The 25,141-nt window shown below is 71.0% G+C and carries 23 protein-coding genes; 15 read left to right on the top strand and 8 right to left on the bottom strand.

Annotated features, from left to right (window positions below):
* The first annotated feature begins 42 nt into the window (after positions 1-42).
* The 5 genes from ABD093_RS08485 (at position 43) to ABD093_RS08465 (ending at position 6,049) form a co-directional block, all read left to right on the top strand.
* Positions 43-873 (top strand): ABC transporter permease, encoded by an 831-nt coding sequence (locus tag ABD093_RS08485; protein ID WP_193116398.1) that lies wholly within the window; start codon positions 43-45, stop codon positions 871-873.
* 17 nt (positions 874-890) lie between these two features.
* Positions 891-2,111: a histidine kinase gene (locus ABD093_RS08480; protein ID WP_193116397.1), complete on the top strand. Its 1,221-nt coding sequence runs from the start codon at positions 891-893 to the stop codon at positions 2,109-2,111.
* On the top strand, positions 2,108-2,752 hold the full coding sequence (locus ABD093_RS08475) for a response regulator transcription factor (protein WP_193116396.1): 645 nt from the start codon (positions 2,108-2,110) through the stop codon (positions 2,750-2,752). The genes ABD093_RS08480 and ABD093_RS08475 overlap by 4 nt, the downstream gene beginning before the upstream one ends.
* A 65-nt stretch (positions 2,753-2,817) precedes the next feature.
* Entirely contained in the window at positions 2,818-3,744 is a 927-nt protein-coding gene (locus ABD093_RS08470) for a bile acid:sodium symporter family protein (RefSeq protein WP_343923723.1), read from the top strand.
* Between the two features lie 361 nt (positions 3,745-4,105).
* Positions 4,106-6,049 carry an ABC transporter ATP-binding protein gene (locus ABD093_RS08465; RefSeq protein ID WP_193116394.1) on the top strand — a complete coding sequence of 648 codons (1,944 nt, stop codon included), beginning with the start codon at positions 4,106-4,108 and terminating at the stop codon, positions 6,047-6,049.
* Positions 6,050-6,052: 3 nt separating this feature from the next.
* Here the strand turns inward: ABD093_RS08465 and ABD093_RS08460 are convergent, their stop codons facing one another.
* The 3 genes from ABD093_RS08460 to ABD093_RS08450 are packed head-to-tail and all read right to left on the bottom strand — an operon-like array spanning position 6,053 to position 7,916.
* A complete protein-coding gene (locus ABD093_RS08460; RefSeq protein WP_343923721.1) occupies positions 6,053-6,844 on the bottom strand; it encodes an ABC transporter permease in 792 nt (263 codons plus the stop codon).
* Positions 6,841-7,560, bottom strand: coding sequence for an ABC transporter ATP-binding protein (locus ABD093_RS08455; protein ID WP_343923719.1), 720 nt, complete (start codon positions 7,558-7,560; stop codon positions 6,841-6,843). The genes ABD093_RS08460 and ABD093_RS08455 overlap by 4 nt, the downstream gene beginning before the upstream one ends.
* Entirely contained in the window at positions 7,557-7,916 is a 360-nt protein-coding gene (locus ABD093_RS08450; RefSeq protein ID WP_343923717.1) for a hypothetical protein, read from the bottom strand. Before ABD093_RS08450 ends, ABD093_RS08455 begins: the two co-directional genes overlap by 4 nt.
* 74 nt (positions 7,917-7,990) lie before the next feature.
* On the opposite strand from ABD093_RS08450, the gene ABD093_RS08445 reads away from it, so the two are divergent.
* On the top strand, positions 7,991-8,539 hold the full coding sequence (locus tag ABD093_RS08445) for a helix-turn-helix domain-containing protein (RefSeq protein ID WP_343923715.1): 549 nt from the start codon (positions 7,991-7,993) through the stop codon (positions 8,537-8,539).
* Positions 8,536-9,324, top strand: coding sequence for a class I SAM-dependent methyltransferase (locus ABD093_RS08440; protein ID WP_343923713.1), 789 nt, complete (start codon positions 8,536-8,538; stop codon positions 9,322-9,324). Before ABD093_RS08445 ends, ABD093_RS08440 begins: the two co-directional genes overlap by 4 nt.
* Here the strand turns inward: ABD093_RS08440 and ABD093_RS08435 are convergent.
* Positions 9,290-10,294 carry an arsenic resistance protein gene (locus tag ABD093_RS08435; RefSeq protein ID WP_343923711.1) on the bottom strand — a complete coding sequence of 335 codons (1,005 nt, stop codon included), beginning with the start codon at positions 10,292-10,294 and terminating at the stop codon, positions 9,290-9,292. The two genes, ABD093_RS08440 and ABD093_RS08435, sit on opposite strands and share 35 nt — an antisense overlap.
* 95 nt (positions 10,295-10,389) lie before the next feature.
* On the opposite strand from ABD093_RS08435, the gene ABD093_RS08430 reads away from it, so the two are divergent.
* From ABD093_RS08430 to ABD093_RS08410, 5 genes are all read left to right on the top strand, one after another.
* Positions 10,390-11,646, top strand: coding sequence for an SPFH domain-containing protein (locus tag ABD093_RS08430; protein ID WP_193116388.1), 1,257 nt, complete (start codon positions 10,390-10,392; stop codon positions 11,644-11,646).
* A gap of 6 nt (positions 11,647-11,652) precedes the next feature.
* Complete coding sequence (locus ABD093_RS08425; RefSeq protein WP_226849706.1) at positions 11,653-13,233, top strand: TFIIB-type zinc ribbon-containing protein; 1,581 nt, start codon at positions 11,653-11,655, stop codon at positions 13,231-13,233.
* Between the two features lie 87 nt (positions 13,234-13,320).
* Positions 13,321-13,641 carry a hypothetical protein gene (locus ABD093_RS08420; protein WP_343923707.1) on the top strand — a complete coding sequence of 107 codons (321 nt, stop codon included), beginning with the start codon at positions 13,321-13,323 and terminating at the stop codon, positions 13,639-13,641.
* Entirely contained in the window at positions 13,638-15,356 is a 1,719-nt protein-coding gene (locus ABD093_RS08415) for an FAD-binding dehydrogenase (RefSeq protein ID WP_343923705.1), read from the top strand. The genes ABD093_RS08420 and ABD093_RS08415 overlap by 4 nt, the downstream gene beginning before the upstream one ends.
* Positions 15,353-15,901, top strand: a complete 549-nt coding sequence (locus tag ABD093_RS08410) for an AAA family ATPase (protein ID WP_343923703.1) — start codon at positions 15,353-15,355, stop codon at positions 15,899-15,901. The genes ABD093_RS08415 and ABD093_RS08410 overlap by 4 nt, the downstream gene beginning before the upstream one ends.
* A gap of 11 nt (positions 15,902-15,912) precedes the next feature.
* Here the strand turns inward: ABD093_RS08410 and ABD093_RS08405 are convergent, their stop codons facing one another.
* Complete coding sequence (locus tag ABD093_RS08405; protein WP_343923701.1) at positions 15,913-17,163, bottom strand: prolyl oligopeptidase family serine peptidase; 1,251 nt, start codon at positions 17,161-17,163, stop codon at positions 15,913-15,915.
* Between the two features lie 153 nt (positions 17,164-17,316).
* A complete protein-coding gene (locus tag ABD093_RS08400; protein WP_343923699.1) occupies positions 17,317-18,192 on the bottom strand; it encodes an NAD(P)-dependent oxidoreductase in 876 nt (291 codons plus the stop codon).
* Positions 18,193-18,381: 189 nt separating this feature from the next.
* Here ABD093_RS08400 and ABD093_RS08395 point away from each other — a divergent pair, with 189 nt between their 5' ends.
* Together ABD093_RS08395 and ABD093_RS08390 are read left to right on the top strand one after the other, a co-directional pair.
* Positions 18,382-19,599: an endonuclease/exonuclease/phosphatase family protein gene (locus tag ABD093_RS08395; protein ID WP_343923697.1), complete on the top strand. Its 1,218-nt coding sequence runs from the start codon at positions 18,382-18,384 to the stop codon at positions 19,597-19,599.
* A gap of 95 nt (positions 19,600-19,694) precedes the next feature.
* Entirely contained in the window at positions 19,695-20,540 is an 846-nt protein-coding gene (locus ABD093_RS08390) for a sulfurtransferase (protein ID WP_343923695.1), read from the top strand.
* Positions 20,541-20,666: 126 nt separating this feature from the next.
* Here ABD093_RS08390 and ABD093_RS08385 read toward each other — a convergent pair whose 3' ends face one another.
* A complete protein-coding gene (locus ABD093_RS08385; protein WP_343923693.1) occupies positions 20,667-22,520 on the bottom strand; it encodes an alpha/beta hydrolase in 1,854 nt (617 codons plus the stop codon).
* Positions 22,521-22,706: 186 nt separating this feature from the next.
* Here ABD093_RS08385 and ABD093_RS08380 point away from each other — a divergent pair, with 186 nt between their 5' ends.
* Complete coding sequence (locus ABD093_RS08380) at positions 22,707-23,648, top strand: NAD(P)-dependent oxidoreductase (protein ID WP_343923691.1); 942 nt, start codon at positions 22,707-22,709, stop codon at positions 23,646-23,648.
* A gap of 82 nt (positions 23,649-23,730) precedes the next feature.
* Here ABD093_RS08380 and ABD093_RS08375 read toward each other — a convergent pair whose 3' ends face one another.
* Positions 23,731-24,900 carry an IS30 family transposase gene (locus ABD093_RS08375; protein ID WP_343923826.1) on the bottom strand — a complete coding sequence of 390 codons (1,170 nt, stop codon included), beginning with the start codon at positions 24,898-24,900 and terminating at the stop codon, positions 23,731-23,733.
* Positions 24,901-25,141 lie beyond the last annotated feature (241 nt).

The following is a 25,141-nucleotide window of genomic DNA, read 5'->3' as shown; positions in this document are numbered from 1 at the left end:
CCCGCTACTCCCGTACCCACCACCTCGCTCCGGAGGCACACCATGACCGCACCCGCCGATTCCACCGTCCTCAGCTCCGGCACGGGAGCCGCCGTGGCCGCGGCACCTGCCGCTCGGGCGGACGCCGCCCCGTCGGCCGCCCGACGCACCCTGCACTACGCCCTGCACACCACCCGCATGACGGTCACCAACGTCATGTTCATGGTGTTCACGATCCTCATGCCGGTGGGCATGTACTTGCTGTTCTCGATGATGTTCGGCAAGGAGGCGGGCGGGGAGGCCGGCGGACTGATCATGGTGAACATGGCCGCCTACGGCGGGCTCGGCGCCGCGGTCACCGCCGGCACCCAGATCCAGGAGGATCAGCGCAACGGGTTCCTGCGCCAGCTGATCGTGGCGGGCCTGTCGCCGCGCTCGTTCCTGGCCGGGTCCGTGATGGCCGCGAGCGCCGTGATCATCCCGGCGCTGCTCGCCGTGGGGATCGTCGGCCTGCTCACCGGCGTCGAGGCGAGCATGGGGGCGTTCCTCCTGACCCTCGCGGTGCTGTGGCTCGGGCTGCTGCCCACCATCCTCGTCGGCCTCGTGCTCGGCATGGTGCTCAAGGGCGGCGCCGCGATGGCCGGCGGCGTGGTCACCATGATGGCGATGGCGATCTTCGGCGGGCTGTGGATGCCGCTGGAGATGTTCCCGGACTGGATGCAGTCCGTCGGCCACGCGCTCCCCACCTACTGGATCTCGGGCCTGGGCGAGTGGGCCCTGTACGGCAGTCAGTTCCCTGTGACGGGCCTGCTGGTGATCGGGGTCTGGACCGTGGCGCTCGGACTGCTGTGCGCTGTGAGCATGTCCCGCGCCGTCGGTCTCAGCCGCCGGTGACACGAGACGCTGACACAATGAGCTCCATGGGAACCGACACCGCCGCGACCTTCGGGATCCGGGCACGAGGCGGCGAGCAGGAGGCCGCCGGGCGCCCGCTGACGCCGCGAGCGATCCACCGTGCCGCCGTCGAATCCGGGGGACTGCCCTACTCGCTCGCGCCGGTCCTGTTCGTCGCCATCCCGATCGTCCTCGCCTGGATCGGATCACCGGGGCCCTCGGCGATGCTGGTGACGGCCATGCTGCTGGTGTACGGGGTCGCGTTCGTCTACTGCTGCGGCATCGGGATGTACCCGCTCCGCGTGCGCCTGGGCTGGTTCGCGATGTGCTCTCTGATCCTGCTCGCCCTCATCCCGCTGATCGGCGTGAACGTGCTGTTCATGGTGATGTTCCAGGCGATGACCCATGTGCTTCTGCTGCCCTGGCGATGGGCCGTGCCGAGCATGGTGGTGATGAGCCTCGCGGTGATCGTGCTCGCCGTCGCCACACAGACCTACCTCGCCGCCGGGCTCGCCGTGATGGGCGCGCTGATGTCCTGGGGCATCGGCTACGGCATCCGTCAGCAGATCCTCCAGGAGCAGCTCGAGGCGGCCCAGGAGCGCAACGCCGTGCTCGCCGTGGCCGCGGAGCGCGAACGCATCGGGCGCGACCTCCACGACCTGCTCGGGCATTCCCTGACGTCCCTGACCATCTCCGCGCAGCTGGCGCGCCGGCTCCTGGACTCCGATCCCGACGCGGCCCGTGAGCAGCTCGTGCACATCGAGAGCACCGTGCGCCAGGCGCTGTCGGACGTGCGCGCCACCGCCAGCGGCATGCAGCACGTGCGCGCGGCCACCGAGATCGCGTCGGCTCGCACCGTGCTCGCGACCGTCGGCATCCGGGCCCAGGTGCCCACCGCCCTGCCGCAGCTGCCGGACGACCGCGCCGAGCTGTTCGGCTACGTGATCCGCGAGGGCGTCACCAACATCGTGCGCCACTCCCGGGCCGAGCACGCCACGATCGCCGTGGACGAGAGCTCCGTGCGGGTCACCGACGACGGCGTGGGCATCCCCGAGGACGCCCCCTGCTCGGGTCTGCGCGGGCTGCAGGCGCGGGTGGCCGTGGCCGGCGGGCACCTCGAGGTGAGCTCCGAGGGCGGCGGGACGACGCTGCACGTGCGGATGGACGACCCGCACGAGGGGCGACCCGGAGAGCGATCAGATGCCGCGCAGAACGTGGCGACGGGGGAGCGGCGATGATCCGCCTGGTGGTGGCCGATGACCAGTCGATCCTGCGCTCGGGACTGGTGGCCCTGCTGCGCCTGGAATCCGATCTCGAGGTGGTGGGGGAGGCGGCCGACGGGGCGAGCACCCTCGCCGCGGTCGCCGAGCACACCCCGGACCTGCTGCTGCTGGACGTGCAGATGCCGGCCGGGACCCGGGCCGACGGGGCGCCCGGGCCGGCCGACGGCATCGAGGTCGCCGAGGCTCTGCAGGCGGCAGGTGAGCCCGGGGCCCGGCCGCGGATCATCGTGCTGACCACCTTCGGGCGCGCCGGCTACCTGCGCCGCACGATGGAGGCCGGGGCCCACGGCTTCATGGTCAAGGACACCCCGGTCGAGCGGCTGGTCGACGCGATCCGTCGGGTGGACCAGGGGCTTCGGGTGGTGGACCCCGAGCTCGCCGCGCAGTCGCTGTCCGTCGGCGCCAGCCCGCTCACCGCGAAGGAGACCGAGGTGCTGCAGAGCGCGGCCTCCGGCGGCACCACCGCGCAGATCGCCGCCACCCTGTTCCTGACCGAGGGCACCGTGCGCAACCACATCTCCTCCGCGATCGGCAAGATCGGCGTCACCAATCGCGTCGATGCGGTGAGGGCGGCCGCGGACAACGGCTGGATCTGAGACCAGACGGACATCGGGGGCAAACCCCCGTGACCCGGCCTCGGCACAGCACGTAGCCTGCGGGGGTGCAGACGATCGAATCCTTGCTGGGCCTGCTGATCCATGTCAGCGTCCCGGCCTTCGCGATCGCGTCCATGCTCTCCATGGGCCTGCGCACTCCGTTGCGCGCCTTCCGCGACCAGCTGCGGGACCGCCGCACCGTGCTCGCCGTGCTCGGGGCGAACTTCGTGGTGGTCCCGGCCGTGGGCACCCTGATCATCTGGATCCTCAACGGGATGCTCCCGCACCAGATCGGCGCCGGATTCATCATCGCCCTGTGCGCGGCCGGGGCCCCGTTCGTGCTGCAGCTCGGCGCGATGGCCCGCATCCCCTACGGCGAGACGGCCGGCCCGATGGCGGTGCTGCTGCTGGGCTCGATCGTGTTCATGCCGATCGTGGTGCCCTTCGTGCTGCAGGACGTCCAGGTCGACGGCTGGGCCGTGGCCCGCCTGCTGCTGGGCACGATGCTGTCCCCGATGATCGCGGGGATCGTCATCGCCTGGGTGTTCCCCGGTCGCGCCGACCGGTTCGCGCGCATCGCCGGCGCCGTCGCGGCGATCTCCGCGGTGCTCATGTTCCTCTCCGGTTTCGGCTCGAACTCCGGGATCGTGCTGCAGCTGCTCCTCTCGCCGGTGATGCTCGTGGCGGTGGGGCTGGTGGCCCTCGCCTTCGTGGCCGGTCGCCTCTCCGGGGACCTCGCCGGCGACACCCTCACCGTGGTCGACGGCCCCGCGATCCTCACCAGCCAGCGCAACATCGCGGCCGCCCTGCTGGTGGCTCGCACGGGCAGCGGCGACGGCTCGATCGTGGTGGCGATCCTGCTGCTCAGCGCCGTCGGCTTCGTAATGCTCGTGCCGTACGCCCTCGCGACCGGCGTTCTGCGCCGTCGCCGCGCCGGGGAGAAGGGCTCGCTCTGGGTGCTGCTGGGCGTCGTCGGCCCCAAGACCGACTGACCCGCGCGCCAGCCGCGCCTGCCGACCCGCGCGCTGACATCTCGCGTCGCCACTGCTCGCTACCCGCTCCTGCTGCCCGCGCGGACTGACCCCTCCCGGTGGCTCTCCTGCCGCCCCCTCCCGCCGATTACTGCTTGGTATCCAGCACCATGTGTCGGTGAGAGCGCCCTCACCGACACGTGGTGCAGGGTGGACGAGTGGTGCGGAGGGCGCGGACTTCCCGTGCGACAGATCCCGGGACCCGGCGCGGCTCGACGCGTGCCGGTACTCCTCGGCGGGGATCCTCGACGGGAATTCTGCTGTGCGTGGATCGGCCCACCCAGCCGTTCCTCGTGCCTGGAATCGCGCCTACGCTGTCCCGGTGTCGTCCCTCCTGCGCATCGTCCGCTTCACCCGGTCCCTCGCCCCGCTCTACACCGCGGTCATCATCGCGTCGGTGCTCACCGCCGTCGCCGGGCTGACTGTCCCCTTCCTGATCGGCCACGCCACCGACACCGTCAGCGGAGCCGTGAACGGGACGACCCCGACCGGCACCGCCGTGCGCACCGTGCTGCTGATCGCCGCGGCCGTGCTGCTGGCGGAGCTGCTCAACACGGTGATCTCGAACGTCGGCGGCTGGTTCGGCGACGTCATGAGCAACCGGATGCGCACGATCCTCTCGGTGCGCTACTACGACAAGCTGCTGCACCTGCCCCAGCGCTGGTTCGACGGCGAGATCACCGGCACGATCGTGGCGAGGCTGAACAGGTCGATCACCGAGATCACCAACTTCACGAAGATGATGTCGAACTCCTTCGCGTCGATGCTCATCACCACCGTCGCGGTGCTCGCGATCAGCGCCTGGTACGCGTGGCCGCTCACCGTGCTGCTGCTCATCGTGTTCCCCGTCTACGTGTGGCTGACCTCGCTGACCTCCGTGAAGTGGCAGCGCCTGGAGGGCGAGAAGAACGAGCAGGTCGACATCGCCTCGGGCCGTTTCGCCGAGGTCGTGGGCCAGATCCGCGTGGTGAAGTCCTTCGTGCGCGAGCGCGGCGAGCTGGAGGACTTCTCGCGCCGCTTCCGCTCCACCGACGCCACCACGCGGGCGCAGTCCTCGCACTGGCATCGGATGGACGTGATCCGTCGGGCGTTCCTGAACCTCATCTTCTTCGGCATCTACGCGATCATCTTCGTGCGCACGGTGCAGGGCCAGTTCACGCTCGGCGAGATGGTGCTGCTGGTCCAGCTCATGACCATGGCCAAGGCTCCGGTGGAGTCGATGAGCTGGGTGATCGACGCCGCGCAGCGCGCGATCGCCGGCTCCAAGGACTACTTCCGGGTGATGGAGACCCCGGTCGATCCGCGCACCGCCGCGGTGATGGCCGCCCGTCCCGTCGATGCGGCCGACGCTGGTCACGCGGGGGGCACGGCATCGGCCGAGGAGCCGCGCCCGGCGGGGACGACGAGCTCGATCGGCGAGGCGGGCGCGGCAGCTGCTCCGGCAGCGTCCGGGACCGCCGTCGCGCTCGCCGAGCGCCCCCGGATCGAGCCCGTGCCCGGTGCTCCCGTGGTCGCCTTCCGCGGCGTGGACTTCGCCTACGAGGATGGCGACGACGTGCTGCACGGCATCGACTTCCAGGTGGACCGCGGCGAGAAGATCGCCCTGGTGGGGGAGTCCGGCGGTGGCAAGTCCACCATCGTGAACCTGCTGCTGGGCCTGTACGAGCCGCGCAACGGAGCCGTCGAGGTGGTGGGCCATCCCAGCTCGGACCTGCCGCTGGACCAGCTGCGCTCCCGCATCGGCGTCGTCTTCCAGGACGCGTCCCTGTTCTCCGGCACGATCCGCGAGAACATCGCCTACGGCCGCCCCGAGGCGAGCGACGAGGAGGTGCTCGAGGCCGCCCGGCGCGCCAACGCCGACGCCTTCATCCTCCGCTTCCCCGAGGGCTATGAGCAGGTGATCGGCGAGCGCGGGCTGAAGCTCTCCGGCGGCCAGCGCCAGCGCATCGCGGTGGCCCGCGCGATCCTCAAGGACGCCCCGGTGCTCGTGCTCGACGAGGCCACCTCAGCACTGGATACGAAGGCGGAGATCCAGGTGCAGAAGGGTCTGGACCAGCTGATGGCCGGCCGCACCTCGCTGATCATCGCCCACCGTCTCTCCACCATCGCCGAGGTGGACCGCATCATCACCCTCCGCGACGGCCACATCGACGAGATCGGCTCCCCGGCGCAGCTGGCGACCTCCGGTGGCATCTACGCGCAGCTGCTCGCGCTGCAGAGCTCCGGCGACAGCCGCAAGCTCGCGAAGTTCGACATCACCGGTTGAGGGTCAGCCGAGGTCGCGGCGCAGGGGGACCAGGACGGCGACCGCGGCGGCGAGCGCCGCGTAGCCCAGCAGGATCAGGGCCCCCATCACGGGGCTGCCCAGTGCCGCGGCGGTGCCGGTCTGCTGCTCGATCGCCTCGGTGAGGAACGTGAAGCGGGTGAGCGAGGCCGTGGCTCCACCGGGCAGGATCGGGTACAGGCGGTTGATGCCGGGGATCAGCATCAGCACGTACTCCAGGAAGTAGAAGTACCCCAGCACGATGCCGACGGCGAGCAGCTGGTGGCGGGCGAGAGCTCCGATCCCGACGCCCAGCACCATGTAGACCGCGGAGGCCAGCGTGAGCTGCACGAGCATCGTGACCAGCTGGCCGGCGGGGAGGCCGAGCTCCTCGCCGTGGATCGCCGTGCCGAGGAGCAGGGCGAGACCGGAGGAGAGGGAGCTGACCAGGCCGTAGCCGAGTCCCAGGATCGCGAAGACCCCGAGCTTGGCGCGCAGCACGGCACCGCGCCGGGGCACGGCCAGGAACGTGGCACCGATGGTCCGGTGACGGTACTCGCTCGTGACCGCCGTCGTGCCGATCAGAGCGGGGACGAACAGCAGCAGCCCGCCGATCCCGAGCACGATGCCGCCGCCCTCGGGCGTGTCCAGACCGGGCATCGGGGGCGTCGCGTTCTCGGGGCCGATCAGGGCCAGGAGACCGGTCAGTCCGCCTCCGCACAGCATCGCGGCGAACAGCGTCCACAGGGGGAGACGGGTGGAGCACAGACGGGTCAGCTCACCGGAGAAGGCCGTCATGCCGCCACCCCCGCGCGCGTCGCCTGCAGGAAGGCGGATTCGAGAGAATCAGCCGTGGCGAGAAGGTCGCCCAGCGGGCCCGAACGGGCGACCCTGCCCCGGTCGATGAGCACCACATCGTCGATCGCCCGCTGCACCTCGCCCAGGGCATGGCTGGAGAGCAGCACCGTGCCGCCGCGCTCGGCGTAGGTCCGCACGAAGCTGCGCAACCAGGCGATACCGGCCGGATCGAGGCCGTTCGTGGGTTCATCCAGGACCAGCATCTCCGGCTCGCCGAGCAGCGCGGTCGCGAGGGCGAGGCGCTGCCTCATCCCGGTGGAGAAGGTTCCGATCCGGCGATCGGCATACTCCTGCGCCCCGACCTCGTCCAGGACCTCGTCGATGCGGGAGGCCGGGACCGCTCCCAGCGCGGCGTAGGTGCGCAGATGGCCGCGGGCGGTCATGCCCGGATGCGCGGAGGACAGGTCCAGCACGGCACCGAGGGTGCGGCTCGGCTGCTCGAGGTCGCGATAGGCCCGCCCGTTGATCAGAGTGCTCCCGCTGTCGGAGCGCATCAGCCCCAGCAGGATGCGCAGGGTCGTCGACTTGCCCGCCCCGTTGGGCCCGAGAAAGCCGGTGACCCTGCCCCGACGCACGCCGAAGCTCACGTCGTCCACGGCCTGCACGGGACCGAAGCCCCTGCTCAGTCCCATCACCTCGATCGGCAGGGCCGTCATGACCGCGCTCCGGCGTGGAGGCTGTCGGCGATCGCCGCGCCGTCGCGAGTGCTGAGCAGCATCTCGTCGAAGCCGGTCGCCGCGCGATCCACCTCGAGCCGCAGGAGGGGGAGCCCTCGCGTCATGGACACCAGGCGGCGGGTGCCCGAGGGATGCCGGAAGGTGCCCACCGCGCGATATCCCGAGATGACCAGTCCGCAGCGGATGCCCAGGACCTCCGAGGTCCACCCCGGTTCGACCTGGACGCCTCGCAGCGCCGAGAGGGGGACCGTGACGGTGCCGCGCCGGGTCATCAGCGACTCCCATCCGGGGAACTCGAGGCGGATCTGGTGGGGTTCGATGTTGATGTGCGTCATGTCGGGCTCCGTCGCTCGTAGAATGATCTCGTAGTGCGAACATTATCAGCATGAGAACGGTAGGGGAAGTGCAGATGCCTGATCCCGGCGACCTCGGACGCTCGACGCTCTCCGAGACGATCACCCATCCCGTCCGGCTGCGGATCATCCAGCAGCTCGGTGGGCGCAGTCTCACCACCACGCAGCTCAGGGCAGCGCTGCCAGAGGTCAAGCAGGCCACGCTCTATCGGCACATCAGTGCCCTGCTGGATGCCGGGCTGCTGGCCGTGGTCGAGGAGCGCAAGGTGCGCGGGGCGGTCGAACGCACCCTCGCGCTCGGGGAGCGGATGGCGCACGTCGACCATGAGGGCCTGCGGGCGATGAGCGACGCCCAGCTGCGGGAGTCCTTCGTGGTCTTCCTCGGGGAGCTCGCCGCGGACTTCGACCGCCTGCTCGAGCGGGGTGCGCCGGACCTGCGGGACCTGCTCGGCTTCGGGCGCGGACCGCTCTATGCTGACGCCGAGGATCTGGCCCATATCCAGCAGGCGCTCGCCGAGCTCCTCGCCCCGTACCAGGAGGAGCGCGGCACCGGGAAGCCACGGCTCACGCTCGCGACCGTGCTGATGCCGGAGGACGGCGCGTGAGCAGCTTCGACGGAGTGGCCGACGCGTACCGCAGATCCTTCGCGACCCTCTGCGTCGGAGCAGTTCCGGCGCTGCTGGACGCCACCGCCCCGGGGCGCGACCATCTCGACGTGGGGTGCGGGACCGGTGAGCTCGCGATCGCTGCGGCTCGGGAGGGCCGACGGGTCCTCGCCGTGGATCCGGACGCGGACATGGTGGCCCTGACACGGGAGGCCGCGGCATCGGCGGGGGCGGCGCTCGCGGTCCGACAGGCCGGTGCGCCGCGGCTGCCGGTCCCCGACGGATCCATGGAGGCGGTCACCGCGAACTTCGTCGTCAACCACGTTCCCGATCCGCGCGCCACGGTGCGGGACCTGGCGCGGGTCGCGGCGCCGTCGGCCCCGATCGCGATGACGATCTGGCCCGCCGCGCCCGGGCCGCACCTGGCGGCCTACGGAGAGGCGAGCCGGGCCGCCGGCGCTGTCCCTGTACCCAGCGCTCGCCTGGTGCCTGAGCTCGACTTCCCGCGCTCGACCGACGGGCTGGCGAGCATCGCGCGGGAGGCCGGTCTGCAGGTCGGGCGCGCCGAGGAGCTGCTCTGGACCTGGCGCGTCGCGGCCGACGAGCTGATGGCCGGGATCGCGGGCGGCGTCGGGGGTGCGGGCCGGCTCCACCGGGCGCAGACGGGCGCGGTGCGTGCGGAGATCGAGGAGCGGGTGCGGAGGCTGTGGGCTCCGTACGTGGAGGCCGACGGGACGCTCGCGTTCCCGGTCAGCGCCGCGCTGGTGGTCGCGTCCCGTCCCTGACCAGCCGCGGCAGGATCCGCACCAGCAGCACCATCCCGAGCAGCTCGACGAGGGTCTGGGTGACGACTGCGGCAGGAACGAGCGGCGAGGGGATCGCGAGGGCCAGCGGCAGCACCACGAGGGAGTTGCGGGTCGCGCCGGAGAAGGTCACGGCGCGGGCGGCGGGGACGTCGAGGTGCGCCAGGCGGCTCACGAGGATCCCGGCACCTGTGGCGAGCACCAGGAAGCCGGCATAGATCGGCACGAGGGCCAGCAGCGCGGTCCCTGCGGCGAGCACGCGAGGGGTCTGCGAGGCGACCACGGCGACGAGCACCAGCACCATCAGCGGCACCATCGTCGGCGAGAGGTCCCAGCGCGGGGCGAGGCGCTGGATCGCGGCGGCCACGAGCAGGGGGAGCAGGACCAGCAGCGCCAGGGCGCGCACGAACGGCCCGGGATCGATCAGGCCCGTGGCGGCGCCACCGCTCAGCAGCGGCACCAGCACGGGCAGGGCCACCAGTTGCGCGAGCATCAGCAGCGGGGTCGCCGCGAGCAGGCGGTCCTTCGCCCCGCCCGCGAGCGCCGTGAACACCAGGACGTAGTCGATGCACGGGGCCAGCAGCACCAGCAGGGCGCCGACGAGCAGCTCCGGTGAGCCTGCGAGCGGGAGCGTGATCAGCGCGACGATCAGCGGCACCGCCAGGACGTTCACCGCCAGCAGGGTCAGCAGGAACCATCCGTCCCGGAACCCGGCGCCGAGGTCTCGCAGCGGCACACCGAGGAAGGTGACCAGCAGCAGGGCGGCGATCGCGGGCTCCACGGCGACCTCGAGCGCGGGCGAGGCGCCGGGCAGGAGCACGCCCAGTGCGAGTCCGCCGACGAGGGCGGTCAGATAGATCGCGACCTGATGGCGCTCCCACCGCTCGGGGAGGCTCTCGAGCCCCCGAGGGCGCGTGCGCTCCCGAGGGTCCTCACCACGCGTCGGCTCCATACCCAGCGACGGTAGTGCGTGGATCCAGCGAGCGTTCGGGCGCTGCGCGATACCATGGCACCGATCACACGCTCGGGGGCGACGAAGGAGCTCACATGGGATTCATCCAGGCATTCAAGGGCGCTGTCGGCGGCATGCTCGCCGATCAGTGGAAGGACTTCCTCACCGTTCCGAACGGGCTGTCGCAGACGGCGGCCCTGTTCCCGGCGGTGCCGCAGGGCACCAACGCCGGTCGCGGCTCGAACACCCGCGGGTCCGAGAACGTCATCTCCAACGGCTCCAAGATCCTCGTGCCCCAGGGCTACGGGCTGATCACGGTGGTCGACGGCCGCGCGACAGGCCTGATCACCGAGGCCGGCGGCTACGAGTTCACCGACTCCTCGCCGGATGCCCGCTCCGTCTTCGCCGGGGACGAGATGCTGGCCTCGACGGTCGGCACCTCCTGGGAGCGCTTCAAGTTCGGCGGCCGCCCCTCCTCGCAGCAGCTCGCCTTCTACGTGAGCCTCAAGGAGATCCCGAACAACCGCTTCGGCACGCAGTCCGAGATCTACTGGGACGACGCCTACCTCAACGCCCAGGTGGGCGCGGTGTGCCGCGGCTCGTACACGCTGCGGATCATCGACCCGCTGCTGTTCGTGCACAACTTCGTGCCGGCCACCTTCATCTCCGCGGGTGCGCCCGTCTTCGACTTCTCCGACCAGGACAACGACGCGGGAAACCAGCTGTTCCGCGAGGTCGTCGGCTCGCTCGCCCAGGCGTTCTCCCGCTACACGAACGATCCCGACAAGGGCAACCGGATCTCCAAGATCCAGGGTGACTCCGTGGGCTTCGCGCAGTCGCTCTCGGCGGCCGTCGAGGAGGGCTACCGCTGGTCCAGCGATCGCGGCCTCGCGATCGTGAAGACCGCGATCGTCTCGATCGAGTACGACCAGAACACCCGCGAGCTGCTCAACGACGTCCAGAAGGCCGACGCCCTCTCCGGCGCCCGCTCGCAGTCCTTCATGAACCAGGCCGCCGCGCGCGGCGTGCAGTCCGCCGGGGAGACCGGCGGCGGCGCGGGACTGGCGATGTTCGGTGCCGGCATGGGCGCGGCGGGCGGCATGGTCAACCCGGCCCAGCCGTGGTCGCCTCCCGGCCAGCAGGGTGGTCAGCAGCAGGGTGCGCCCCAGCAGGGTGGGCAGCAGCAGGCTCCACAGCAGGGGGAGGGTCAGCAGCAGGCCGCGCCCCAGCAGGCCGCGCCCGCGCAGGAGGATCCGGTCGCCAAGCTCGCCCAGTACAAGCAGATGCTGGAGCAGGGTCTGATCTCGGAAGAGGACTACGAGGCGGCGAAGAAGGCCGCTCTCGGCCTCTGACCTGTCATGACCGTTCCTCCTCAGGATCCGCGCTGGGCGCATCCCGACCAGCCCTCCCGGCCCCCGGCCGACGACGGCATGGGCGCGGGTGCGCACACCGGACCGCAGCACGACCCTCGCAGCCCGGGGGCACGGCCCGATCTCGATCGCGGCGTGCCCTCGGCCTCCGATGACGGTCGTTTCTCCGCGCCGGGAGCCCAGAGCTCCGACCCCCGCTCCACGCCCCAGTGGCCTGCGGGGCGGGGCGGGCAGGGTGGGCAGGCAGGGCAGGGCGGCGCGCCGACGGGGTCGTCCCCGCAGCACAGCCGGCCTCCGCAGAACCAGCAGAACCAGCGCCCCGCCGAGATGCTCGGTGACGAGTCCGTGGCCGGCGCCGCCGAGGCGGCGCGCCAGCACGCCAGCAACCGCATCATCGACACCAGCTCGAGCCACGGCGACGGCCTGAACAAATGCCCGTCGTGCGGCGGCACGGACATCTCCTACTCGCTCTCGGCGAAGGCCCTGGTGTGCGCGTACTGCCGCCACCAGTGGAACGAGGAGAACGCGGAGAAGGCGTTCGGGCTGGACTCGTCGATCGCGGACCTGCGCGGCCACACGCTGGCCTCCGGCACCGCGGATATCCGCGAGGACTTCACGGTGATGACCCTGAAGTGCCAGGGCTGCGGCGCCGAGGTGGTCGTCAACGTCGACCAGGAGCTGCAGGCACGGTGCCATTGGTGCCGGCAGACCCTGTCGGTGAACACCCAGATCCCCAACGGTGCGGTGCCGGACGCGGTGCTTCCCTTCCAGCTCACCCGCGAGGAGGCCGTCGAACGCATCGACGCCTTCGCCGGGAAGCGCAAGGCCTTCGCGCTGGGACGCTTCAAGTCGGAGTTCGTCCCGGACAACGTCATGGGCGTGTACATCCCGTACATGGTGGTGGACGGCAACATGCATGCCGAGCTCGGCGGCCTCGGCGAGGTGACCACCCGTCGGTACACGGTGACCACCGGCAGCGGCGACCACAAGCGCACCGAGACCTACTACGACGCGGACGTCTTCCAGGTGAAGCGGGCCTTCGACCTGCTGGTGGACGACCTCACGATCGAGTCCGCGCAGCGCTTCGACGCGCAGGACAACGCGCAGGCGACGAACAACATCCTCAACGCCGTCCAGCCGTACGACACCGAGAACGCCGTCGCCTACAACTCGAACTACCTCAAGAACTTCACGTCCGAGCGCCGCGACCTCAACGTCCGCGATGTCGACGACGAGGTCGAGGAGAAGTTCCTGTCGATCGCGCGGGCGAAGGCCACGCCGACCGTCGGCCGGTACGACCGCGGGGTGCGCTGGGAGCAGGAGGGCGTGGCCGTGCGCGGAACCCGCTGGGTCTCCGTCTACGTGCCGGTCTGGCTGTACAGCTACGCCGACTCCGCCAAGGGCGAGGGCTCGCTGGTCCACTACATCGCGGTCAACGCCCGCAACGGCAACACCATGGGCTCGGTCCCGGTCTCGCACCCGAAGATCTTCGCCGTGGCCTGCGCGGGAGGCACGGTCGCGGCGGTGATCGGGGCCGTGGTCGGCTTCGGCTGGTTCCTGGCGGGATGAGGGCACAGATGAGCAGTTTGACGACGATGATCACGATGACGACAGCGCCCGACACCTCGTCGGCCGAGGGCGGAGAGGACGGACGCGATGTTCCCACTGCTCGCTGAGCTGGCGGCGGATCCGATGACGCCGATGCTGCTGGCCGATTCCGGAGACGGCGCGATCGGCATCGCCTTCCCCTTCGTCGCAGGGCCGGCGGTGTTCGCGGCGATCTACGGCGGCATCTACCGCTATTACCGCAACACCGACAAGCGTCACCACTTCGAACGGGAGACGGAGGTCGCCGTCGGCAACCTCCAGCGCGGGGACCGCAAGGTCGGCACGAACAACCGCCAGAAGTCCCGCACCATGAGCGGCGACAACTCCACCGATCATCTCGAGCGGGTCCACCGCATCTCGGTGCAGTGACCGCTGCGCGCCACGCCGCGGACGGCGCTGACGTGATCGTGGTCGGCGCGGGCCTGTCGGGCCTGGTCGCCGCCACGCGGATCGCCGACGGCGGCCGACGGGTGCTGCTCCTGGAGCGCGAGGGCGAACAGGACCTCGGCGGGCAGGCCTGGTGGAGCTTCGGCGGGCTCTTCCTCATCGACTCCCCGGAGCAGCGGCACCTCGGCATCCGCGACAGCCTGGAGCTGGCCCGCCAGGACTGGCACGGTTCCGCCGCCTTCGACCGGCCGGAGGATCACTGGCCGCGCCGCTGGGCCGAGGCCTACCTGCAGTTCGCCGCGGGGGAGAAACGATCCTGGCTGCACGGCCTGGGACTGCGACTCTTCCCCGTCGTCGGCTGGGCGGAGCGGGGCGACGGCCGCGCCGAGGGACACGGCAACTCCGTGCCCCGCTTCCACATCACCTGGGGCACCGGGCCCGGCGTCGTCGAGCCCTTCGTCCGGGCGCTCGCCGCCCACCGCACCGCGGGCCGGATCACGCTGGCCACCCGCCATGCGGTCGAGGAGGTCCTCGTCGAGGGCGGGCGAGCCGTCGGGGTGCGCGGGCAGGTGCTCGCCCCGGATGCCACCGCGCGCGGCGTCGGCTCCACTCGCGAGGCGAGCCGCGAATTCGAGCACCGGGCCGCCGCGATCGTGGTCGCCACCGGCGGGATCGGCGGCAACGAGGAGCTGGTGCGCGAGCTGTGGCCTGCGGATCTCGGCACCATGCCCGAGGAGGTCGTGCATGGGGTGCCGGCGAGCGTCGACGGCACCGGGATGCTCGCCGCCGAGCGCGCCGGCGGGAGCTGGATCAACCGCGACCGGATGTGGCACTACACCGAGGGCATCCGGAACTGGGACCCGGTGTGGCGCGGCCACGGCATCCGCATCCTGCCCGGCCCGTCCTCGCTCTGGGTGGACGCCCGCGGGCACCGGCTGCCCGCCCCGGCCTTCCCCGGCTTCGACACCACCTCCACACTGCGGCACCTGCGCACCACCGGCCATGACCACTCCTGGTTCGTGCTCACGCCGAAGATCATCGCGAAGGAGTTCGCGCTCTCCGGCAGCGAGCAGAACCCGGACCTCACCGGCAAGGACGTGAGGCAGGTGCTCTCGCGCGTGAAGCCCGGCGCGCCCGCCCCGGTGCAGGCGTTCCTCGACCACGGCGAGGACTTCCTGCAGGCCGACACCGTGCCCGAGCTGGTGGCCCGCATGAACGCCCTCACCGGCGAGGACCTCGTCGAGGCCGGCGAGCTGGAGCGGGTGATCCGGGCCCGGGACGCCGAGATCACGAACCGCTTCTCGAAGGACACCCAGATCACCGCGCTGCGCGGGGCCCGTCACTATCTCGGGGATCGCCTGATCCGCACGGCGGCCCCGCACCGTCTGCTGGACCCGTCGGCCGGCGGGCTGATCGCCGTGCGGCTGCACGTGCTGCTGCGCAAGACGCTCGGCGGCCTCGAGACGGACCTCGGCGGACGGGTACAGCGGGCACCTGCGGCCGCGGTTCCGGGCACTGCCGAGCAGGACGCCTACGCCGTCGATCGTCGGCTGCCGGGCCTCTACGCCGCAGGAGAGGCGAGCGGCTTCGGCGGCGGGGGCGTGCACGGGGACAACGCCCTGGAGGGCACTTTCCTCGGTGGCTGCCTCTTCAGCGGGCGCCAAGCCGCCAAGGGCGTGCTCGAGGACCTGCGATGAGCGGTGCGCCCGCCCTTGCGGCGGGCGCGGTGATCCCGCGGGCGCTGCTGCTCATCGGCGCCGTCGGGGTCGGGAAGACGACCACGACCGACGCGATCGCCGAGGAGCTCGAGGCACGCTCGATCCCCGGCTCCGCTTTCGACCTGGACTGGCTGCGCCGGGCCTGGCCCGCCCCCTCGGACGACCGCTTCCACAGCCGGCTCGAGCGGGCCGCGCTCCGCGCCGTGAGCGCGGTGCACCGGGAGGCCGGGGCCCGGGTGCTGGTCGCCGCCGGGGTGATCGAGGAGCGCGACGCCCGCGCCGACTACGAGGCGGCGTTCGGCTGCCCGCTCACCGTGGTGCGGCTGACCGCGCCGCGGGGTGTCGTCCGTGCGCGCCTGCACCGCCGGCACGAGGACGATCCGGACGGCCTCGCCTGGCACCGGGACCGCTTCGACGAGCTCACCGTGATCCTCGACGCCGCCGAGGTCGAGGACGTCACGGTGCCCGTCGGCCCCGACCCGCGCAGCACCGCTCAGGCGGTGCTGCGCGCAGTCGGGATCTGAGCCGGCCGCTCTCAGAGCTCCTGCTCGGCCATCCACTCCCACATGCTCACGCCGTCGTGGGAGGGATCGTTGCGGGCCGCGTAGATCCACGACCAGTGACCGGGATAGTCCACGCCCTCCCAGGTCACCGTGTCGTACAGGCTGAGGATCGACTCATCGATCAGCTCGTGGGCGTGCACGGAGTTGGCCTGCGGGTTGATCGTGTCGTCGTTCGCCGCGGCGATCAGCCAGGTCGGCGTGGTGACCGCCTCGAGCTGCTCATCGCTGACCAGCGGCGTGGGACGACCTTCGACCGCGCAGCAGATCGGCACGGCGGAGGCGAACGCCCCGGGGTTCTCCACGATCATCTTGAGCGTCATGTAGCCACCGTTGCTGCACCCGGTCACATGGACCCGATCGCGGTCGATGCGGTGGGAGGCGGCGACCTCCTCGATGATCTCGTCGATCAGCGGCTCGAAGGCATCGCCGTCCGCCATCCACGCCGACGTGCACTGGGGCGCGACGACGTAGGCGCCGCCGAAGAGCTCCTGCGCCTCCTTCGTGGCCGGGCCCAGCGCCCCGCGGTTCGCCCGCAGCTGGGTCTCGTTGTCGTAGTAGTCGGCCCCGCCCTTCCCGACGCCGCCCTCACCGCCGCCGTGCAGCCAGACCACCAGGGGCAGCTCGGCCTTCTTCCCGCGCTGAGCGGGGCTGAAGAGGCGGTAGTTGGTGCCGGAGGCGGAGACGTGGGAGGTGAAGGCGTCGACCTCGGGGGAGACGAGGTCGCCCTGGATGAAGGAGGAGATCTGCGGGACGCCCTTGCCGTGCAGGGGGAGCGGCTCGTTCTGCGTGATCGTGTACTCGAGGTCGAGCTGCACGTTGCGGCCGACGGACCCGATGTAGGCCAGGGTGCTCGCGCCGTCCACGCCGAAGCCGTGCTCGAGATCGACCGTGATGCGCCCGTGATGATCAGCGGTCACGGCGGTGACGGCCCGGTCCAGGTCGTAGGCCACCGAGCCCCGGAGCCTGTCCGTCCCGCGGGCGTGGACGGTGAAGGTCGAGGTCGGGAGCTCGCCGGTGGGCAGGCCGCCCCGGCGGGTGGCGTCGATCGTCACCGAGACGATCTGCTCTCCGCCGTCGAGGACCTCGGCGTCGAGTGAGAACGGTGCGGAGCGCTCCGGGCCCTTCGCGAGAGCCGCGGGGGCGAGGCCGACGGTCGCGGCGGCAGCGGCAGCAGTGGCGGCGCCGGCGGTGAGGACGGCACGACGGGGGAAGGGACTGCTCATGGGGAACTCCTTCGTTCGGGCGGGCACTGATGTGGCCCGCATCACCACGAATGAATCTATGGCCCCTCGGGGAGAGCGTCAATAGTGGAACGACACTATTCAGTTCGACGGCGGGGCCCCGGGGCGCCAGGGCGCCGGGGCTGTCGCCCGGCCTTACTCCCCGGTGGGTTCTGCCCCCGGCAGCAGGATGGTGGAGAAGTCGTCGTCGCCGTGACCGGCGGCGATCTCCGCATCGAGGGAGGCGAGGGCTCCGCGCAGGGCGGGCAGGTCGCCGCCGGGGCGGGTGCTGTCGTCGGCGGCGGTGACCGTGCCGATCATCAGCCGTGCGTCCTTGGCGATCGCGTCGGCCGTGAAGTCGCCGCCCTCCGTAGTGCGCTCGCCGCGGACGAAGGCCCCCTTCATGCCGGCGATGAAGGCGAGGCCGGTCGAGCCGAGCATGTCCAGTGTCTCCTCGGCGGAGGCGCCGGCGGCCTCACCGAGAGCCAGCGCCTCGCGCAGCCCCTGGGCGCTGATCGCCAGCGCAAGGTTCGCCAGCAGCTTGCCGGTGGCGGCCTTCCGGCCGGAGTCGACGCCCGTCAGCCGCGCCGGATCGGCCCAGGGCGCCACGACCTCCAGGACCTGCTCGCGCAGGGAGGCGTCGGGCGTGCCGACGTACACCCCGAGCGATCCCTTGCGGGCCGGGCCGAGCGTCCCGATCACCGGCACCCCCACATAGGTGGGGACGGACTCGGCGAACTCGTCGGCGTCCTCGGGCGAGACGGTCGTGGTGTCGATCCAGGGGATGCCGGCCGGGATCAGGCCGGCGGCGATGACGGTCTCGCGCACGGCCTCCGGACCGAACAGCGAGGTGATCACGAGGTCGGCGTCGGCGACAGCGTCGGCCGGGGAGTCAGCGACGGCGGCGCCCGCCTCGGCGAGCGTCGAGGTCCGGGCCGCGGTGCGGTTCCAGACGGTCAGCTGATGGTCGGGGAGCAGGTGGAGGGCCAGTTCCGTGCCCATGCGGCCGGTGCCCAGGAACGCGATTCTCATGCCCGTCAGTCTCGCATCGATCGCCGATCCTTGTCCGATCCATCCCGGGATCCATGCCGGCCGGGCCGGGCCCGCGCCAGGTCACGCGGGGCGGGAGCGGTGTGGACGATCGTCGGGAAAACAGTGGGGAGGACCCGTCGTCCACACCGACGTTGTGGTCTGCGATGCAATTACTGCACAATGGAAGGCATGTCACCGAGCATCAGCCGCCGCCGTGCACTTGCCGCCGCTGCCGCAGCGGGCCTCGGCCTGCCGGCAGCAGCGTCCCACGCAGCCCCTCAGCCCAGTCGCCGCGGTGGCCAGTTCGACCAGGTGCGCGTGGCGACCTACAACGCGTCGCTGAACCGTGCGAAGGCCGGGGAGCTCCTGCGCGATCTCCAGACCGGCAAGGATGCGCAGATCCGCGCGGTCGCCGAGGTCATCCAGATCAACAACCCCGACATCCTGCTGCTGAACGAGTTCGACGCCGACGAGGACGGCGCGGGCGCCGATCTCTTCCGCAGCAAGTACCTCGAGGTCGGGCAGAACGGCCGCACCCCGGTCTTCTATCCCTATTCCTTCACGGCCCCGGTGAACACCGGCGTGCCCAGCGGGCTCGACCTCAACGGTGACGGCATCGCCGACGGCCCGGACGACGCCTGGGGGTACGGCGAGTTCCCGGGCCAGTACGGAATGGTCATCCTCTCCCGTCATCCGATCCTCACCGAGCAGGTGCGCACCTTCCAGAAGCTGCGCTGGGCCGACATGCCGAGCAACCTGCTGCCCACCGAGTACTACGGGGAGCACGCCGCCGATCTGCGGCTGAGCTCGAAGTCCCATTGGGACGTGCCCGTGCAGGTCGGTTCCTCCACCGTGCATGTGCTCGCCGCGCATCCCACCCCGCCGAGCTTCGACGGGCCGGAGAAGCGCAATCAGCGACGCAACAACGATGAGATCCGCCTGTGGGCGGACTACCTCAGCCCCGGTCGTCGCTCGCAGTGGATCGTCGATGACGCCGGCACCTACGGCGGCCTCGCCGCGCGCGAGAACTTCGTGATCCTCGGCGACTACAACTCCGATCCGGTCGACGGCGACTCCTGGCCGGGGGCGATCGACCAGCTCCTCACGCACCCTCGCGTGCGCGATACGAAGCCTCACAGCGCGGGCGCCGTCGAAGCGGCGGAGCAGGGCGGCGCGAACGCCGATCACGGCACCGATCCCCAGTACGACACGGCGGACTTCGGGGACACCCCGGGGCCCGGGAACCTGCGCGTGGACTACGTGCTGCCGGCGAAGTCGCTCCAGATCGTCTCCTCGGCCGTGTACTGGCCGGAGTCCGGACAGCCCGGCAGCGAGCTGACCGGCACACATCCGTTCCCCACCTCGGATCATCGCCTGGTGCGGGTGGACCTCCAGGTCCGCGCCTGACCGATCTCCGTTCGCTCGGCTGACAGCATGGCTGTGTGGCTGTGTGGCTGTGTGGCTGTGTGGGCATGGGGTGCGCCGCCGCGTAGGCTCGCGCCATGACTTCCGCAGCGCTCGCCCCGATCATCGACGTCGCCGATCTCCACGAGGTCCTCGAGACCGCCGGGACCCGCCCCGTGCACCTCCTGGACGTGCGGTGGGCGCTCGATGGCTCCACCGGTCGTCACGCCTATCTCGAGGGGCATCTGCCCGGCGCGGTCTACATCGATCTCGACACGGAGCTCGCCGCGCCCCCCAGTGCGGAAGCCGGCCGCCACCCCCTGCCCGACCCCGAGGCATTCGCCGCCTCCCTGCGCCGCGCCGGGGTGAAGGACGGCTCGATCGTGGTCGCCTATGACGACACCAACGGGTCGCCCGCCGGACGCCTGGTCTGGATGCTGCGGGCGCTGGGACACGACGCCGCAGTGCTCGACGGCGGCGTGGACGCCTGGGACGGCCCGCTGGAGACCGGTGAGATCCGTGCCGAGCCGGGTGACGTGCCCGCCCGGGCCTGGCCCGCCGCGCAGATCGCCACGGCCGACGAGGTCGCCGCCGGCGAGGCCCTGATCATCGATGCCCGGGCGCCGGAGCGCTACCGGGGCGAGATCGAACCGATCGACCCCCGCGCAGGGCACATCCCCGGGGCGGTGAACCTGCCCTTCACTGGGAACCTCTCCGAGGGCGCCCGCTTCCTCGGCCCCGAGGAGCTGCGCGAGCGCTTCGAGGCCGCCGGAGTGCGCCCTGATCAGGACACCATCGTCTACTGCGGGTCGGGAGTGACCGCCACCCACGACGTTCTCGCGCTGCAGCAGGCCGGGTACACGAAGGTGCGGCTGTTCCCGGGGTCCTGGTCGCAGTGGAGCGCCGATGCGTCCCTGCCCATCGCCACCGGCCCGAACCCCTGAGCGCACCGCAGGAGCCGTGCTCGCCGGAACGGTGCGCGTGACTTCTCGGCGGTGATCATCAGGCGGTGATCGCCCCGTGGTGACTGGCCGACGGTGACTGGCCGGTGGTGACTGCCGAGGGGCAGCTCAGACCCGAGGGTTGATCTGCCGGATGGCCTTCACGATCGCGAGGTGCCGGCTGCGCTGGGCCGCGCCGTCGGTCTCAGGGGCATCCTGTCCGAGCACGGCGGCCCAGATCGGCACCATCTCCTCGTGGTACGAGTGCCCGTGCCCGCCGGTGACCTTGATCGACAGGGGCATGTCCGCCGCGATCTGCCAGAACGTGATCCAGGGGAACCAGCGCATCGCGGTCGTGACGTCGTGCCCGAAGCGCTGGCGCAGCCAGGCAGGCTCCTCCCACAGCAGCGAGGGACGCCACCAGACCACCGGGTCCGAGGGATGCTGGGCATAGACGACCCGCGGGTGCTGCCACGTCTCGTACAGCCCGGCGAAGTAGTTCCGGTGCAGGTCACGGGGACGGGTGACGACGCGGATATGGCGTCCGTGATCGATGATCGGGGCGATGGCAGGGGCTCCGGGGCGGCTGCGGGAGACGATCTCCCTCCACAGGGGGGTGAAGCTCGGAGTGCCCGTCCACACCGCCCCGTCCACCGAGGACAGCAGGTCCGGGATGTCCCGGAAGGCCGCGTTGCCGCCGAAGGACCCCAGGGACTCCCCGGCCACGAACAGGCGTGGCCGGGACCCTTCGGGCATCGCGTCCAGGCGCCGACGCACCGCACCGAACAGCTGGTTCCCGGCGCGCGGCGGGCTGCGGCGGTCCAGGAGATAGCTGAGGCCGCTGGGGTACACGGAGTACTGCAGGGACGCGGTGGCGCAGTTCCCGCCGGTGAGGAACTCGATCGCGGAGAGCGACCATTCCTGCAGCCACCCGGTCCCGGTCCCGGTGAACAGCACCAGCACGTCCCGGTCCCACGCGCCGGTGCGATCCAGCTCGGCGAGCACGGCCTGCACGGTCTCCTCCAACGAGCGCGACGAGGACTTCCCGGCGTACACCCGGATCGGTTCGATCGCCTCGGCGTCGGCTGTCCCGGCGTCGGCTGTCCCAGAGCTCGCTGCCCTGGAGCCCGCTGCCCCCGCCCCGATGGTCGCGGCGATCGCCTCACGGGTGGGCCCGGCGGAGACGATCTTGCGCCCCGGTGCCCCGAGGGATTCCCAGGTCTCCGACGACTCGGGGCTGCCCGAGCGCAGCGGCGAGGTGGGCCTGGGCACGTCGGGCGAGATGAGCCGGTTGGCGGCCTCCGCGCGCTCGATCATCTGCTCGAGCACCCGCCCGCGCAGGATCCGCTCGGCGAGCACGGCCACGGTCGCCGTGGTGAGCAGGAGGGAGAGCACGGCGACCACCCTCGCCGGCAGGTAGGGCCGCAGCAGCGCGCGGTACATGTGCGCGGTCGCGATGACTCCGCGCACGCTCACCAGCACGCCGAGGGAGGCGAGCAGACCGCCGGCGGTGCCGACCACATGGGTGGCGAGATTCTTGGGCTGCTCCTGGACGAGATGGCTGATCTCCCGCTGACGCAGCACGCCACGCACCCACGAGTAGGCGGAGATGCTGATCAGGGCGGCCGCGCCGAGCCAGCGGGCCCGCTCCCGGTGGTCCTCCGCGATCTCCAGCCGCAGCCCGAGCGCCCCGCTGACGCGCCGGACGACCTGCGTGGCGAGGACCCCGCCGGCGTACCCGTAGATCTGCGAGGCCCCGAAGTTGAGGGTCCACATCCACCAGGTGCGCGGCAGCATGCTCGGGGACGTGGCGATCCACGTGGTCATCGAGGCGCCGAGGAACCCTCCGGTGGACAGCGGCCTCGCGATCGCGGTGCGGCGCACCCGGTGCTCCGTCCTCTTCGTCGCGCTGCGGACGAATCTCGCAGTGCTGCCGAGGGCTGTCACGAGGCTGGACAAGGACGAACCGGAGCCGAAGAGCATGGGGGAAGGCTATCGGAACGGCGCAGCTCGTCCCGTGGCCCGATCCGGAGTCATCGGCCGACGATCCGGAGACGATCTGGAGCCGAACCGGAGATGATCCGGGGAGTTCCGCGAAGATCCGGGGCAGCCGGAGACGGGTCGTGGGCATCCCCGGCACCGGCCGCGCGCTCGCCGTAGCCTGGGCACATGAAGATCCTTCTCCCCGACACCATGCCGCTGGCCCCCGCCCTGCCCGAGGGCTGCGAGGCCGTCACCGTCGACGCCCGCGCCGAGATCCCCACCGAGCACCACGATGCCCAGGTCCTGGTGCTGTGGGGTCCGTCCGGTCGCCACCTGGAGTCCGCGGTGGACAACCTCGCGGATCTCCGCCTGGTGCAGTCGCTCTCCGCGGGGATCGACGGGATCCTGGCCGCCGGTTTCCGCGAGGACGTCGTCATCGCCGCGGGCGCGGGCCTGCACTCCCGGACCGTCAGCGAGCACGCCCTGGCTCTGCTGCTGAGTCTGCTGCGGCGCCTGCCAGAGGCCCGCGAGGCGCAGCAGCGTCATGAATGGTCCACCGAGATCGGCGGCCTGCAGCCGCTGCATCCTGAGGGCCGCGTGACCACCCTGATCGGCGCGAAGGTGCTGATCTGGGGCTTCGGGGAGATCGGGCAGACCCTCGCCCCGATGCTCACAGCACTGGGCGCCGAGGTGCGTGGAGCCGCCCGCAGCGCCGGGACCCGCAGCGGCTACGAGGTGATCGCCGAGGCGGACGTGCTCGCAGCACTGCCCGAGGTCGACGTGCTCATCGACATCCTTCCCGCCTCCGAGCAGACCGCCGGGGCTGTGGGGCGCGAGGCGCTCGCCGCGCTGCCCGACCATGCGATCTTCGTGAACGTGGGCCGCGGCGCGACCGTCGACCAGACAGCCCTGCGGGAGGCCCTCGAGGCCGGCACGCTGGGTAGTGCGGGGATCGACGTCACCGACCCCGAGCCGCTGCCCGTCGAGGATCCGCTGTGGGACGCGCCGCGCCTGCTCATCACGCCGCACGGTGCTGGCGGCCGCCCCGTCGGGGCCGACGAGCGGATCAGTGCCAACGTGCAGGCGCTCGTCGACGGTGGAGAGGTCCTGCACGCCGCCTCCCGCTGAGCCGACGACGAACGGACGTCCGGGACAGGACGAGGCCCGGTGGCATCTGGCGGTTTCTAGGGGTCCTCGCAACACCTGATGGTTAAGTGACTGTCAGTAGATCACGCAGACGCTCGGCTGGGGTTTCCCAGTCGAGCGTCTTGCGTGGGCGGCCGTTGAGTTCCTGGGCGACGTGCTCGAGGTCCTCACGGCCGTAGGGCCGCAGGTCGGTGCTCTTGGGGAAGTACTGGCGCAGCAGCCCGTTAGTGTTCTCGTTGCTGCCTCGTTGCCATGGCGAGTGGGGGTCACAGAAATAGACCGGAACGTCAGTGGCGATGCTGAACTGCTTGTGAGCAGCCATCTCACATCCCTGGTCCCAGGTCAGCGAGCCCCGCAGGTGATCGGGCAGGGCACCGATCAGGGGGGTGAGCACGTCCCGGACTTCCTCTGCCGTGTGCCCGCCGGGGAGATGTCCCAACAACACGTAGCGAGTGCTTCGCTCGACCAGCGTCACGATCGCGGAAGCACTGCCTGGTCCGACGATCAGGTCGCCTTCCCAGTGCCCGGGCACGGCCCGGTCCTCGACCTCGGATGGTCTCTCGGAGATCATCACCATCTCGTCGACGAACCTCGACGTGCGCTGGTCGGGCTGTCTGTGGGGCTTACGGCGGGTCCGACCGGTGCGCAGCGCGGCGGCGAGCTCCCGTTTCAGCCCGCCGCGGGCTTGGACGTATAGGGCCTGGTAGATCGTCTCGGGACTCACGCGCATGCTCTCGTCGTCGGGGAACTCCTTGAGCAAAGTGTGGCTGATCTGCTCCGGAGACCACCGCACCGAGAGCTTCTCCTGCACGTAGTCGCGCAACCGTGAGTTCGCAGAGAGCTTGGAAGGCTTCGGTCGGGCTCGCGACGCTGTCCAAGCACGCTGAGCAGAGTAAGGCTGATACTTCTGCTCCTCAGACCGAGCGTCGATCTCGCGTTTGATCGTGGAGGCCGGCCTATTCAGAGCGCGACCGATCGTCCGCAAGCCCGCGCCAGCGCGGTGCAGGTCAGCGATGGTCTCTCGCTCCGTGAGCGTGAGGAAGCGTGGATGCAGCTCCGCTTCCAGCGCCGGCAGCGCGGGAGCTGCGACAAGTGTGGTCATCCCATTGTTGTAGTCCACTCGGCGACCATCTGGGTAGGTCCTCGAGTTTCGGGTCTTTCTGACGCCCTTGTCCCAGTCCCTAGCTGTTCGCTCGTTGATCCGGACGTGCGCGGCAGCGTCCCGACGCGTCATTCCGCCAGCACGCAGGCGTTCGTACTCTCCGCGCCCGGGATGGGGGCCAGTGCTGCTGGTTCCGCGCCCGCGGATGCCCGCCCTGCGAGCCCAACCAGCCGCTGTATTTTCGTTCGCACCGACCTCCCGCGCAGCAGCTCTGACACTGCCATCCAGACGATCCAGCGCCTTGAAGAACTCTTCTCTCATCGCCTTGAACGACACGATCCTCGCAACTCCCTGAAAGACAGGGTGTTGCGAG

It is taken from the genome of Brachybacterium tyrofermentans, assembly GCF_039526165.1.
GTDB classification, from domain to species: Bacteria; Actinomycetota; Actinomycetes; order Actinomycetales; family Dermabacteraceae; genus Brachybacterium; species Brachybacterium tyrofermentans.
Note: the sequence above shows the minus strand (reverse complement) of the source record. Positions and strands in the feature narration are given on the sequence as shown.

What these genes read in the sequence shown, in the direction of transcription:
- ABD093_RS08405 (WP_343923701.1), bottom strand. Translation starts at nt 17,163, where the DNA reads ATGAGCAGTCCCTTCCCCCGTCGTGCCGTCCTCACCGCCGGCGCCGCC.
- ABD093_RS08425 (WP_226849706.1), top strand. Translation starts at nt 11,653, where the DNA reads ATGACCGTTCCTCCTCAGGATCCGCGCTGGGCGCATCCCGACCAGCCC.
- ABD093_RS08460 (WP_343923721.1), bottom strand. Translation starts at nt 6,844, where the DNA reads ATGACGGCCTTCTCCGGTGAGCTGACCCGTCTGTGCTCCACCCGTCTC.
- ABD093_RS08480 (WP_193116397.1), top strand. Translation starts at nt 891, where the DNA reads ATGAGCTCCATGGGAACCGACACCGCCGCGACCTTCGGGATCCGGGCA.
- ABD093_RS08450 (WP_343923717.1), bottom strand. Translation starts at nt 7,916, where the DNA reads ATGACGCACATCAACATCGAACCCCACCAGATCCGCCTCGAGTTCCCC.
- ABD093_RS08390 (WP_343923695.1), top strand. Translation starts at nt 19,695, where the DNA reads ATGACTTCCGCAGCGCTCGCCCCGATCATCGACGTCGCCGATCTCCAC.
- ABD093_RS08400 (WP_343923699.1), bottom strand. Translation starts at nt 18,192, where the DNA reads ATGAGAATCGCGTTCCTGGGCACCGGCCGCATGGGCACGGAACTGGCC.
- ABD093_RS08485 (WP_193116398.1), top strand. Translation starts at nt 43, where the DNA reads ATGACCGCACCCGCCGATTCCACCGTCCTCAGCTCCGGCACGGGAGCC.
- ABD093_RS08385 (WP_343923693.1), bottom strand. Translation starts at nt 22,520, where the DNA reads ATGCTCTTCGGCTCCGGTTCGTCCTTGTCCAGCCTCGTGACAGCCCTC.
- ABD093_RS08445 (WP_343923715.1), top strand. Translation starts at nt 7,991, where the DNA reads ATGCCTGATCCCGGCGACCTCGGACGCTCGACGCTCTCCGAGACGATC.
- ABD093_RS08455 (WP_343923719.1), bottom strand. Translation starts at nt 7,560, where the DNA reads ATGACGGCCCTGCCGATCGAGGTGATGGGACTGAGCAGGGGCTTCGGT.
- ABD093_RS08435 (WP_343923711.1), bottom strand. Translation starts at nt 10,294, where the DNA reads ATGGAGCCGACGCGTGGTGAGGACCCTCGGGAGCGCACGCGCCCTCGG.
- ABD093_RS08430 (WP_193116388.1), top strand. Translation starts at nt 10,390, where the DNA reads ATGGGATTCATCCAGGCATTCAAGGGCGCTGTCGGCGGCATGCTCGCC.
- ABD093_RS08420 (WP_343923707.1), top strand. Translation starts at nt 13,321, where the DNA reads ATGTTCCCACTGCTCGCTGAGCTGGCGGCGGATCCGATGACGCCGATG.
- ABD093_RS08380 (WP_343923691.1), top strand. Translation starts at nt 22,707, where the DNA reads ATGAAGATCCTTCTCCCCGACACCATGCCGCTGGCCCCCGCCCTGCCC.
- ABD093_RS08395 (WP_343923697.1), top strand. Translation starts at nt 18,382, where the DNA reads ATGTCACCGAGCATCAGCCGCCGCCGTGCACTTGCCGCCGCTGCCGCA.
- ABD093_RS08375 (WP_343923826.1), bottom strand. Translation starts at nt 24,900, where the DNA reads ATGACGCGTCGGGACGCTGCCGCGCACGTCCGGATCAACGAGCGAACA.
- ABD093_RS08410 (WP_343923703.1), top strand. Translation starts at nt 15,353, where the DNA reads ATGAGCGGTGCGCCCGCCCTTGCGGCGGGCGCGGTGATCCCGCGGGCG.
- ABD093_RS08475 (WP_193116396.1), top strand. Translation starts at nt 2,108, where the DNA reads ATGATCCGCCTGGTGGTGGCCGATGACCAGTCGATCCTGCGCTCGGGA.